Source organism: Tepidimonas charontis (genome assembly GCF_007556685.1).
Taxonomy (GTDB): domain Bacteria; phylum Pseudomonadota; class Gammaproteobacteria; order Burkholderiales; family Burkholderiaceae_C; genus Tepidimonas; species Tepidimonas charontis.
Map to the genome: position 1 here is coordinate 1 of NZ_VJON01000060.1, position 10683 is coordinate 10683.

10 protein-coding genes and 1 pseudogene are annotated in these 10683 nt (G+C 59.3%); all 11 read right to left on the reverse strand.

Going from position 1 to position 10683, the window contains the following annotated elements; all coding sequences use genetic code 11:
* A pseudogene (locus tag Tchar_RS12620) lies at positions 1-225 on the reverse strand (IS481 family transposase); the annotation flags it as partial.
* Positions 226-313: 88 nt separating this feature from the next.
* The gene (locus Tchar_RS12625; protein ID WP_144329351.1) at positions 314-1837 is read right to left on the reverse strand and encodes an LTA synthase family protein; all 1524 of its coding nucleotides are present in this window, start codon (positions 1835-1837) and stop codon (positions 314-316) included.
* Positions 1827-2576 (reverse strand): SDR family NAD(P)-dependent oxidoreductase, encoded by a 750-nt coding sequence (locus Tchar_RS12630; protein WP_201739370.1) that lies wholly within the window; start codon positions 2574-2576, stop codon positions 1827-1829. Before Tchar_RS12630 ends, Tchar_RS12625 begins: the two co-directional genes overlap by 11 nt.
* Before the next feature lie 14 nt (positions 2577-2590).
* Positions 2591-3814, reverse strand: coding sequence for a capsule biosynthesis protein (locus Tchar_RS12635; protein ID WP_201739368.1), 1224 nt, complete (start codon positions 3812-3814; stop codon positions 2591-2593).
* Entirely contained in the window at positions 3811-4836 is a 1026-nt protein-coding gene (locus tag Tchar_RS12640; RefSeq protein WP_144329353.1) for a capsular polysaccharide export protein, LipB/KpsS family, read from the reverse strand. The genes Tchar_RS12635 and Tchar_RS12640 overlap by 4 nt, the downstream gene beginning before the upstream one ends.
* Before the next feature lie 3 nt (positions 4837-4839).
* Positions 4840-5985, reverse strand: coding sequence for a glycosyltransferase family 4 protein (locus tag Tchar_RS12645; RefSeq protein WP_328592048.1), 1146 nt, complete (start codon positions 5983-5985; stop codon positions 4840-4842).
* Positions 5979-7145, reverse strand: coding sequence for an ATP-binding protein (locus tag Tchar_RS12650; protein WP_144329355.1), 1167 nt, complete (start codon positions 7143-7145; stop codon positions 5979-5981). Before Tchar_RS12650 ends, Tchar_RS12645 begins: the two co-directional genes overlap by 7 nt.
* A gap of 254 nt (positions 7146-7399) precedes the next feature.
* Complete coding sequence (locus Tchar_RS12655; protein ID WP_201739369.1) at positions 7400-8572, reverse strand: polysaccharide biosynthesis/export family protein; 1173 nt, start codon at positions 8570-8572, stop codon at positions 7400-7402.
* Entirely contained in the window at positions 8569-9210 is a 642-nt protein-coding gene (locus Tchar_RS12660) for a class I SAM-dependent methyltransferase (RefSeq protein WP_144329356.1), read from the reverse strand. Before Tchar_RS12660 ends, Tchar_RS12655 begins: the two co-directional genes overlap by 4 nt.
* A gap of 2 nt (positions 9211-9212) precedes the next feature.
* The gene (locus Tchar_RS12665; protein WP_236640463.1) at positions 9213-10295 is read right to left on the reverse strand and encodes a hypothetical protein; all 1083 of its coding nucleotides are present in this window, start codon (positions 10293-10295) and stop codon (positions 9213-9215) included.
* Between the two features lie 8 nt (positions 10296-10303).
* Positions 10304-10591 (reverse strand): glycosyltransferase, encoded by a 288-nt coding sequence (locus tag Tchar_RS12670; RefSeq protein ID WP_161595534.1) that lies wholly within the window; start codon positions 10589-10591, stop codon positions 10304-10306.
* Between the last annotated feature and the right edge of the window lie 92 nt (positions 10592-10683).

A 10683-nucleotide genomic window follows, 5' to 3' on the forward strand; every position in this document is an offset into this window, starting at 1 on the left:
GCGCAGCTCGACAACGACCGCCTCCTGCGCCGCAGTCAGCCTCGTCTGCAGGCGGTGCGGTGTGTGCGAACGATCGAGAAAGTCGTCGCGCTGACGCCATTTGCGCACCGTCGCCTCCGTGACATTGAAACGCCGGGCCAGCTTGGCCACAGGCTCTTTGCTCGCCGCGATCTCGGCGCGCACGGCTGGGGTCGTTCGCGCCATCTTGTGTAGGGATATTTGCATCTTCACACCTCCTTCATCTGCCGCGTCAGTTCCGCTATCAGCGCGCCTAAAACCTCTTTCCCCCACACGTACCCGCGACGCTTAGGATCTATACTATCATCCGGGACATGACATGTAGCCATACCATCGGCAAATCATTTGCTACTAAATCTAAAGTGCAGGGGTGCACATGGTTTTGGTTATTATTCCAAATAACAAACTCGACCTCTCCATCGGGTGCGCCTAAAGTCTCATACACCGAAGGCATAATCGGCACATGATCGCCGAACCAGCACAGGCTGGCTGGTCGTTCGCATTGTTCAAGCGCCTGACGGAGTTTCGCAATCATCTGATCTGCGTTACACAAGTGACGCAGGTAAATAGTCAGATCGTCGCAGCCAACTGGTGGCGGGACGGAATACAACGCTTCGACATCGGCAGGGGCCACTCGTTCTAGGTGTAGCGGCCCGTGGTTTTCCATCGTAATGATAAAGACGAACACAGGGCCTGAGGCTTCACGCAGGAGCGCGAAAACCTTGTCGGCCACGGCGGCATCGCCGATGTAAGGGCCGAAACGCATCGTGTCGTCAAAGGCGCGAATATCTAGAAACTCGTCGAAACCCAGGCGCGGATAAACGCGGTCGCGCTGGTAGAAGCTCGCGGGGTAAGGATGGATGCAGACCGTGCGATAGCCCAGTCGCTTCAGGTAAGACGCCAGCGAAGGCACATGGCAGCCGGCGGCCATGGCGCGATAGGGGTTAAAGCGATGCACACCCAGCTTGTCTTCGCCGACCGCGGTTAGAAAGGCGAACTCGGTGCGCACCGTATTGGCGCCCCAGGCGGGCACCTTCAACTTGCCGTGGGCCACGGCATCGGCTCTCAGGCGGTCGAACTCGGCCAGCACATCGGGACGAATGCCCGGATACAGCGATCGTGGGTCGAAGAACGATTCGCTTTGCACCGCCACCAGATGCGGCAAGTCGCCTTGCGGACGCTCAAGAGGCAGGCCATCGAAAGGGGAAGCGGCCGCCAGCGGCCTCCTCTCCTCCTGGGCATAGCGCCAGAGAAAAGGCAAAAACCCTAAGGCAAGAAGATCCCTGTCCGGCTCGAAGCACACCGGCAACCTGGCCGCGTTGCCCACCCATAACGACAACAGGCCGATGGTAAACACCATGGCGATGCCGCCCAACTGCCCTGACCAGGCCAAACGCTCATCCGGCACCGCCTCGCCCCACAGCCCGACCGCCACCGCCAGCGCCACCCCGCCCGCCGCGCCGAGGAACTTCCACCAACCCAGAAACGGGATGTAAAGACGCGGATGGCGGATTGCATCGGTGAAATACTCGTAATCCTGGAACACGAAGGGCTCGCGCAATGTCTTGACCTTGGCGTTGCTCACCAGCACCAGCATCAGCAGAAAGGCCGACAGAGCGGCGGCGGCGAACCAGGGGCGTCCCAGCACCAAAGTCAATGCGGCATGGGCCAACATCCACAAGCCGCCGTGCACAGCCCAGGCCGCCCAAGGCCGTGCGAGCGGCGGGGTCGGTGTCATCAGGCGTTCGATCGCCACCGATAAGGCCAGCCCGGCCAGCGATGCGGCAAGCACCGCAACAAATGCAGCATCAATCAGCATGACGAGAAAACCCCAGCCAGCGCACGATGCGGGTCGAAAGATCGGCAGGGAGCACAGCCAGCCACCAGGTACCCCAGTTCAGCGGAAACGGAAAGCTGATGCGCGCCTTGTCCCGCTCCAAGCCGCGCCGGATCGCCCTGGCCGCGCGCTCCGGCGTCCACAGAAACGGCTTCGGCCCCGGCATGGCCTCGCACATGGGCGAGGCGACATAGCCCGGCATGATCACGTTGACCTTGATGCCCTCCGGCGCCAGCCAGCCGCGCAATGCCTCGCCATAGGCCTTCAGGCCCGCCTTGCTGGCGCAATACGCGGGCGTCACGGGCAGGCCGAAATACCCCGCCAGCGAGCTGACCAAGGCAATCTGCCCCCTGCCGCGTGCCCGCATCGCCGGCAATACCGCTTGCACGGTCACCATCGCGGCCTTCAGATTCACGTCCAGCAAGGCATCCACCTCGTCCCATGGCTCCGGCTCGCCGTTGGGGCCGATATGCGTATTCATGCCAGCATTGACAATCACCAGATCCAAGGCCCCCAGGGCCTCCAGCCAGTCGTGCAAGGCGGAAAAATCCCGCAGGTCGAGTTGCTGCGTGCGCACTTCCGCACCCTGCGCGCGACATACAGCGGCAACGTCCGACAAGCGGGGTTCATTGCGGCCGTGCAGGTGGAGCATCACCCCCGGCCGGGCATAAGCCTTCGCCAAAGCCGAGCCGATCGCGCTCGTCGCGCCGGTGATGAGCACGCGCAACGGCCCGGTCACAGCAGCGTCTCCAGAGGTGAACGTTCCGCAGTCAGAACGCGCACACTGTTCTCCACCGCAAGCGCCATGCCCGTCGGGCAATAGAACCCACCGTTGATCTGCGTCGCGTGCATCACGCAGCGCCGGAATCGTGCAAAGAGCTCAAGCTCAGGTGGCACGCCGTTTTGCCAAAACGCATCCAATGACAACTGACAGGTCAACCCCGGCAGGTTATAGATCGGATCGCTTAAGGTCAGCGTCGGCCTACCATGCTCCAGCGCGACGAGTCCTACCGTGCTGTTGACGGTCACCACCCCGCGGGCATTGGCCACCAGCGCCACCAGATCGCCATCCTCCAGGTACTCCACCCGCCCGCGGAGATCGAAACGCCGCTCGGCATCCCGGATGATGCGCCCATAATCCATCAGCCCCGCATCGAGCGGATGGTTCTTGATCACGATTTTCGCCTCCGGCGACGCATGGTGCGCAAAGGACTCCAGCACATACTCGATCACCTCGCCCATGTGCGTAAAGCGCGAATGGTCGCGAATCTGGGCATCCGTGTTGAGCTGGAGCGGCAGCAGGTAGTAAGGGATGCCGGATGAAGCGATCGACAACGCACGTTGCTGCTCACGCTTGCGGATCAAACGCAGCCTGGCGAAGCGTCGGAGATAACCTGCATACTCGACTGCCGCCGTCACCCCCGCATGGGTGCGGTAACGCGGGAAAAGCAGCGGATTGGCCAAACCGGCGACGTGATAGGCCACATCGTGCAACGCCCGGTTGAAAAAGGGTGAATGAAACGCCACCGGCTGCGCTGGCTCGGGCAGGCGCGCGCCCACCTCCCAAAACCATTCCGGATCGCGCGGCAACAGCGAATGGCCATTGACCCCTTCGCGTTCGAGCGTGACCCAATACGGCCGGAAATACCCCTCCTCGAACACATGCGTGCGCACGCCGCAAACTTCGCCGTGCGCAACGGCCGGCCGATGCACCGGACGCCGATCGCCGAACAGGATTTGATCGGTAATGCCGTAGCGCTGGTAGTGCTCGTCGAGAACATCCCGCAGTAAACCCACATCCCCCCGAAACCAGCTGGCGGATCGAGCGCCCCAGTACAGTGCATCGCCAGCGCAGAAATGGATACGGTGCACGGCATGGCCTTCGCTCGCCAAACGATCCGCCAGGCGGGCAAAAAATGGGGTGGCGGGACCTTGCAGGAAGAGAAACGAGCGTTTCACCTTACCCCCACCACACGCCGCAGCACCACCCGAAACGCCTTGCGCCACCAGGCCGTATTTCCCCCGTTTCGCGCTCGCCATTCGGCCAGTTCATCCAGCGCCTCCTCGGGGGATATGAGTTCATTCCGCCGCCGGCTCACGTAGCGTGGATAAAGAATCAGCGCCCCGGCCACCAGTTCATCGAGTGTAAGTTTCCGAGTCCGGCGCGCAACAGGCACGCAGTCCGTCGTCAGACCCCAGCCCGCATAAAACGGCTGACCGTAGCAGGTCACCTTCTTGCCGCGCAGAAGGGCCTCGAAACCGGCCAGCGAGGTCAGACAATGCACTTCATCCACCTCGCGCAACAACTCCCCCATCGAAACATCCACCACGACTTCATCGCACCAGCGTACTGCGTCATCCTCCCCCCTTCCCTGTTTACGCAGGCCCGCCACCACATCGGGATGCGGTTTGTACATCACGTAAGCATCCGGGTTGGCCATCCGTACAGCCTGCAATAAACCTAGATTGGTGTTGATGCCCGGCGCGCCACATACGATCGACGCGTCGCTTTCCACCTGGCCGGGGACGAGGATCACCCGCGCCAAACCCGCGGGTCGGCGCCACCTTGCAGCGCCCACGTTGTACTTCGTCAACCCTGCCTCCACGATCCGCTCGCGCAAGGCGGCGGCCCGTTGCAGCAGCTCATTTGAAAACACCGTCTCGGCCAGCAGCATTTCGAGATCGGACGGTTGCCGGGCATCGAAATATATCCCGCGGCGATCCACCACCCAGGAAAGCGGCCGGATCAGATCCGCCCCCAACCCCACCGAACGCAGAAAGCCATCCTCGACGCGCACCACCGAAATGCCTCGCTCATCCGCCTCCGGCACAGGGCGCATTCCCCATACAGCAAGCACCGCACCGTCCGGCACATGGTTCAAACGCGCAACGAAACAGACCTCGTTTTGCGGAAAACACAGGCGCAGCGGCCTACGTTTCCAGCGCGAAAAACCCAGGGCGTAAACGATGGGCTCAGACATGACCTAGCCGAAACAGCGCGCCATGAACGCCTCGACCCGCTCAAAATGCGCGTCCCATCCCGGCGCCCGCCAAGCCGCCATGCGCGCCTTTTGCGCCTCCCGGCGCGGGCTAGTGTCCATCGCGTAATCCAGAATGGCCTGTCGCCAGCCCATGCCGTCCAGCGGATCGAGATACTCAGGAATATCGTCCGCCAGCTCACGGAACACCGGCAAATCGCTGCCGATAACGGGTGTGCCGAGCGATAAGGCCTCCACCAGCGGAATGCCATAGCCCTCGGCAAACGAGGGAAACAACAGCGCCTGCGCGTGATGCAGCCAGGTCGCCAGGGCCGCATCGTCGCAGCCGGGCATCTCGATGACAAAGCCTTTCAATGCCTCGCACCGCTCCAGCATATCCACCACCTGCTCGCACTCCCAGCCGCGCTGGCCGATCACCACCAGACGCGGCGCTCGCTCGCCTTGCTCCGCAACGAGCCTTCGCCACAGCTTGAGCAAAAGCAAATGATTCTTGCGCGGCTCGATCGTGCCGAGCACGACGAAATACGGTTCGGATAGCGGCCTTTGAGATGCCGGCGGTGGAAAGCCGGGCGTGGCCAAATGAGCGGCCATCCACGGCGGCACGATGGCGCCAAGGCGCGCCGCATACGCTTCGAGCTCCTTGCCCGTGGCATCCGAATTGACGACCAGGCCTCGCCCGGTCGAAAGCATCGTCCGCAAGCGCCTGTGATGCTTTTCCGCCTCGCCCGGTCGCGCATATTCCGGAAAGCTCAACGGAATCAGGTCGTGCAGAAAATAGAGCGGCCGCAGCCCGTAACGCCGGACGCGCTCGGCATAATCCGCGCCATCAAGCCCGCTGTGGCCGGTATTGATCAGGATGCTGCCAGGCGTTGGATGCCGCCAATTCAGTGCGTACGCTCGGCCGACCAGCCAGCGAATCCGGCTGGCCTGCCGGGCGTCGGGGGCAAGCAGCCACTCGAAAAGCTGCCGCGAATCCGCTGCCCCAAACACCAGCCAGCGCCCGGCGAAACGCACCAGTGCATGGGCTCGCCAGCGAAAATGCCCAACATAAGCCAACCCGACACGATCGACCCCGGTTGGCCGCCTGCCTTGCAAGGCGCGGTCCAGCAGGCGGGTGACATCGATCAACACACCAACCACCCCGTTTCCCGCAAGGGATTCACTACGCGCACCCCTTGTACCGTATGGATTTGCTCGCCATTGAACAGCACAACCCCATCGCCCACGGCTTGCTCACCTGCAGCCCGCTTAAACCGCTCAATTCCCTTGAGGAAATCCATGGAAAAAGTGCTGGCCGATTTGATCTCCACCGACATCCATTGCCGCCCCTGGCGAATCAATAGATCCACCTCGTTGCCATGCGTGTCGCGATAGAAAAACATCTCGGGGCGCTGGCCGGCATTGCATAGCCGCTTCAGCACATCGGCAACGATCAGGTTTTCGTACAGATTGCTGCGCAGCGGGTCACGGCTGGCCTGTTCCGCGGTGTGGATGCCCAGCAGAAAGGCCGCCAGCCCCACATCGGCGAAATAGAGCTTCGGTGACTTGATCACCCGCTTGCCAATGTTTTCGAACCAGGGCGGCAACTCGAACACCAGATAAGACGCCTTGAGCACGGACAACCACTGGCGCAGGGTGTTGGCCGACACCCCCACATCGTTCGCGAGCGAGGCCATGTTCACGATCTGTCCGATGCGCCCGGCCAGCAGGACGAGGAATTTCTGGAACGCCGACAGATCGCGCAATTGAATCAGCGCGCGCACATCGCGCTCGACACAGGTTTGCAGATAGCCGTTATAGAAACGCCGCGGGTCGAGCTTCTCCTCATACACCCGCGGATAGCAGCCGCGCACGATGAGATCGAATGCGTCCAGGGTGGGCGTGTAATGACGCAACTCGTGCAATGAAAACGGCCACAGCGTCAACACCGCTGTACGACCTGCCAGCGACTGGCTCACCGCCTCGTGCAAGCGGGGCTGATGACTGCCGGTAAGGATGAAGCGCCCCTTGCCGCCCTGCCGATCGCCGATTGCTTGAAGATAGGACAGCAGCGAGGGCAGCCGCTGAACCTCATCGAGGATCACCCCTTCAGGGTACTGCCCCAGAAATCCGCGCGGGTCGGCCTCCGCCGCCATGCGCACATCCGGGTCTTCCAGCGACACCCAAGGCTTGTCGGGGAAAGTCATGCGCGCCAGCGTCGTCTTGCCCGATTGGCGCGGCCCCAGGATCGTCACCACCGGATATTCGGCGGCAGACAGCTTCAACTCGTTGGTGATGTCGCGCTCGATCATGCCGGCATCCTACCACGGGCGACGCGGACTCAGTGATAAAAAGAAGTTGAACTTCGTTTTATCACAAAGTGCAGTCGTGAGGTCGCCCGTAAGGCGGCCCTGGCCCGACGAATCGATGACATAGCGCGAAAGTCGCGCCAGCGACCTCGAGGCGCCCCTCCCCCTCGGGGGGAGGGGTTGGGGGAGAGGGAACGGACTGGCGACATGCATGCTTCGGAGTGGCCGTCGCTGTCATGTCCGTTGGACCTCCGGAATCATCTGCCCAGATTGACCAAGCCGCTCACCGAGTAGAGCGATGAGGTGAGGATGTTCAGGAACTTCTGCAACTCGGCCGCTGGCGCGTTGGCCACATACACCACGTCCTTGTCCTTCATTGGAAAGTTCTGCGCGACGAGGAAAGCGCGCGGATCTTTCAGATCCACCCGATACACCACCGGCACTTTACCTTCCGGGGTCTGAGGCATGGGCCGACCCTCTGACTTCACCACTTCCGGCTCCTCGAAGCGGAAAATGAACACTCCGCGCGGATCCGCCTGCGCATCACGCAAACCAGCCATGCGTCCCAACGCCTGAGCGAGCGTCAGCCCTGTTGCCTCGAAGTTGATCTCCTCGTTCCTGCCTGTCGCCCCCAACGCGGTAAAGCTCAGTGACTGGAAAGAAACCGTCACTACGTCGCCGGGTTGCAGGTATACATTCTGCCGCGGATCCTGAATCACCCGCTCTAGTGGCATGGAAAGCACCTTGCCGCCACGGCTTAGCTGCACCGTGACCTTGTTCACCGGATGACGCACGCCACCTGCAGCTGCTAAAGCATCCAGCAAGCGCTCTCCCTTTGCAGTCAACGGCATACGCGTGCTCGCGGCCACCTCGCCCACCACAGTCACATTCGAGGTCGCATTGCGGATCACCCGCACCAGCACCTGGGGCTGGTTCGCCTTGCCTGCCAATTTGCGCACAATCTCTGCCTCGATCTGTTGCGGCGTTCTGCCCACCACGGACACCGCGCCGGCGAAGGGCACATTGATGACGCCATCGACATTCACGATCTGCTCGGGGAACGTCGTCTGGCGAGTCGAAGTCTGACCAGCGCGGGCATCAACTACCGTCGCCCCGAACAGGGCAGCCGGCGGTGCCTCCCACACCGAAACCTCCAGCACGTCACCGGCTCCGACCACATAACCCGGCGGCGCCTTAGCTGAAAACGATTCAGCGAAAGAATCAGCCCGCTGCGCGGCCAATACACGGCGCGCCACCGCATCGTTCACATCGACCACTGGAATCGGTGAGACCACCTTCTCCTGCTCCACCACCTGCGCCACGCTGGGGCCGGATGAGGGGAGCCAAGATGGGGATGTGGAACAGCCAGTTAATAAGGTAGCTAAAGTCATGCCTACCAGACGAAATAGGGACAGTCGATCGAGGATCATTGGTTACTCGAAGCTATATTGATTAAATAAATCTTTTTACCTTTCGCTACATTTCGATTAAGTTCGCCAAGGACGCGAAACTGCGAATACTTCTTCAACCACGTATCTGCCGCTAGTTTTACCTCCGGCCAGTCTGGATGGTCATAATCGTCGATAACAACGACGCCATTGAGGATCATTCGCGGAGTAATAGTAATCAAATCACGGTAGCACTCTTGAAAAGAGTGTCCTCCATCAATATGCGCAAACCGCAGTTTCACATCGGGGGGTAATTGTAGATTAGCGCTATTGCCTTCCAGAAACAGCAACTGTGATGAAGCTATGTTAGGATTCATTTCTAGATTTTTTTTAACTTCGTCAACACTAGGATACTCAGAGTAAACATCATTTGCCGGCTGGGAGAAAACGTCAGAAATAATTAACCTCTCTCTAGGCTGAACGAAAAATGACATAAATAGAGCCGACCGACCCTTCCAACAGCCGATTTCAAGCAGATCGCCCGTGATTCCCATCAATGATTGCATCCTGAGCACTAATTGAAAATGCTGCGCATCATCATAATTGAAATAACCAGGTACCTTTTCTACGCGCGTATAGAGCTGTAGGGCGTCACCGGGGTTGGTATATGGTACTGCCATTCTCAGCTCCTTTCGAAGATATCCGCACCCCAGAACGACCGAAGACTGCGTCGTATCCGACTAGGCACTTTATTTACTGCGGTCAAAGGGAGTCGAGAACATGGGATATTAAGCAAGCTAATGATCTGTGCCCAGAACTTGGGACTGTAAATCTCTGAATCGATCGTCAGATAGGCTCCCCCACTAGCGGTAAAGTCTGTAAATACGTAAGGGTAGCTTGCAAAATGTCGTCCATGCTTGTCAAAATAAGCTGCCTCTACCGATGTGCTGGACGTAATACTGTAAACATGCGTTATCCCTTCTTGAACAAGCAAGTGATAGAAATTGGCATCTACTACTTCGGTGTTCGGGAATAGGCGCGTTAAGGTCAAGATCACTGGATTGTTGGGCGAATACGGATGCGGCTTTATAAAAACGCGCTCATGCCGACTGCACATCTCGTTAATCTGTGAGAGGAAGTCTTCAGCCAGCATCAACCGACCGTTACGGATCAATACTTTGTCATCTGTGGTTTGTCCACAGAATAGGGCTGCATTCTCCACGCCAATGCATTGTTGCACTGGCGGCAAGCGCACCAGAGTTGCCCGAGCCAAACCTGCTTGGATACGGATTGTATCTTCACTGACCACCCATTCCTGTAATGCCTCGGCAAGACCGACGATATTGGAGCGAACGCCAAAAATCAGGTCGTCCATAAAGCGCACGGGATGGATGGTGAAATCGACATAAGGTATATCAAGCGTGTCCATAGCTTGCCGAGTGAACTCGGGCAATTCAAACCCAATGACTAACGCACCGCAAAACTCGGCCTCAAGCATTGCCAAATCGCGGGCTGTAGGGATCCGTTGATAAAACGAAACCCAGGTTGCGAATGATCGATCGAGACCATGGGCTCTATAAACCTTGGTGGCAAGGCAGTTTTGCCCGCCTGTGTAATGAAGCGGCTGTATTGGCAGACCAACGATCATTTGCAGAGAGGGGCGTATCAGCTGGAATAACCATTCGATATTTACCCTCTGCGGGTTAATGTCTTTAACGTTCGCGCCTACCCTAAAAATATCACCTGTAACTATAATCCGATTCACTCTGTTCATTAGAGGCTCCGTACAAATGCCATCAGCGGAGCAAAACTGACCTCATGGCTAAACTGTTTCTGGGCAGCAGCCAGAGCCTGGTGTGCCAGTGATTCACACTCCTCGGGGTTATTTGCCAGTCGCAATATGGCATCGATAAACTCGCCGCGACTGCGGGCGATGATGACACCTCTCTTCTCCGGCTCGTCGATGCCCACCGCGCCCTCTGGTGAAGCGATCAGCGGCTTGCCGTGAGCGAGGGCCTCGACAGACTGTAGAAGCAAGATAGTAATGTCCGCTTCCGGCAAAGTAGAAATGTCCGCTTGTTGGTCTGGAAGCGGAGGGCTGGGTGGACAAGCGCATCGAGATGAGCGAGCGGGAGATCGAGCGGCTCAAGGTG